This window comes from Mesorhizobium sp. M7A.T.Ca.US.000.02.2.1 (assembly GCF_003996995.1).
Classification (GTDB): domain Bacteria; phylum Pseudomonadota; class Alphaproteobacteria; order Rhizobiales; family Rhizobiaceae; genus Mesorhizobium.
Window position 1 is genome coordinate 1 of the sequence record NZ_RZTT01000751.1, and the last position, 1409, is coordinate 1409.

The 1409-nt window shown below is 64.8% G+C and carries 2 protein-coding genes and 1 riboswitch; both genes read left to right on the top strand.

All coding sequences use genetic code 11. The annotated features are described in order from the left end of the window. The first annotated feature begins 175 nt into the window (after positions 1-175). A riboswitch (cobalamin riboswitch) is annotated at positions 176-373 on the top strand. Between the two features lie 35 nt (positions 374-408). Continuing rightward, on the top strand, positions 409-588 hold the full coding sequence (locus tag EOD15_RS34285) for a CbtB-domain containing protein (RefSeq protein ID WP_127322049.1): 180 nt from the start codon (positions 409-411) through the stop codon (positions 586-588). Positions 589-603: 15 nt separating this feature from the next. Next, positions 604-1365 (top strand): CbtA family protein, encoded by a 762-nt coding sequence (locus EOD15_RS34290; protein WP_127322048.1) that lies wholly within the window; start codon positions 604-606, stop codon positions 1363-1365. The last annotated feature ends 44 nt before the right edge of the window (positions 1366-1409 follow it).

A 1409-nucleotide genomic window follows, 5' to 3' on the forward strand; every position in this document is an offset into this window, starting at 1 on the left:
ATTCAGTGGCGCTGGCCTTCTTCGGCCTGGGCTCGGTGTTCGTCACGCTCGGTCTGCTGGCGGCGGTCTGCGGCTTTGTGACGTGGCGCTATCTGCCGAAATCACTTTGACCTTCATGGCGCATTCGCAATGGTCACCGGCGGAATTTGGTTTGCCGGAAGCAAGGATTCTGCCTATAGTCACCGGTGTCGCCGGTTCCATTTTGGAGCCAAGAGGGAATGCGGTGAGGGCGAATTTCGCCCAATGCCGTGGCTGCCCCCGCAACTGTGTGCGGTAGTCCTCTCCATAAACCACTGAGGATTTTTTCTTCGGGAAGGTGGGGAAGGACGCTGATCCGTGAGCCAGGAGACCTGCCGGCGACAGGAAACTGACTTCGATGCCCTCGGGTGGAGGGCGAAAGGACAAGACATGACTACCGCTTCCGTCTCCCTCGGCGCCTCCGTCTCCTCGCAGTCGCGCCTCATGCAGCTCGCGCTTGCCGCGTTGCTCGGCATTTTCGTGATGGGCTTTGTCGGCTTCTCGCATATCGATGCGGTCCACAATGCGGCTCACGACTATCGCCATTCGATGGCGTTTCCCTGCCACTGACGAGGGGCTGACATCATGAACCTGTTTCGCAACGTCGTGTTCATCGCGGCGATCGCAGGGCTCGTGGCCGGCGTCGTCCTCGCCTGCCTGCAAGCCTATGCCACCGTGCCGCTGATCCTGAAGGCGGAAGTCTACGAACAGGCGGGCGGCGGGCATCACCATGACCATGCCGCTCCGGCCGCAACGGATAGCAATGCCATGAGCACAACTGCTCCGGCGGCGGAAGCCGCTCCGGCAGACGAAGGCTGGGCGCCGGCAGACGGTTTCGAGCGTTTCGCCTTCAGCGTGCTTGCCAACATCGTCACCGGCATCGGCTTCGCCTTGATCCTGGTCGCGGTCTCCGAATTCGCCGGCGGCATCGGTGGCTGGCGCCAGGGCGTGTTCTGGGGCCTGGCCGGCTTCGCCGTGTTCACGCTGGCGCCTGGCCTCGGCCTGCCGCCGGAACTGCCGGCCATGCCGGCCGCCGATCTCACCCAGCGCCAGATCTGGTGGTGGGCAACGGTGGCGGCGACCGCCGCCGGTCTCGGCCTGATCGCGTTCCGCAAGTCGCTGCCGCTGGCGATCCTTGCCGTCCTGCTGATCGTGGCGCCGCATGTTGTCGGTGCGCCGCAGCCCGGCAGTTACGAGACGGCGATTCCGGAAGGGCTGCATCACCAGTTCGTGGTGGCGGTGACCGTGACCAATCTGGTGTTCTGGCTGGTGCTCGGCGCGGTCGTCGGTGTGGTGCGTGGCCGCTTCACCGGCACCGCGACCAGCCTGCGCGACAGCTTTGCCTGATCGCAAGACACTGACCTTCCTCATCGGCGGTGGGCGCCCCCGCC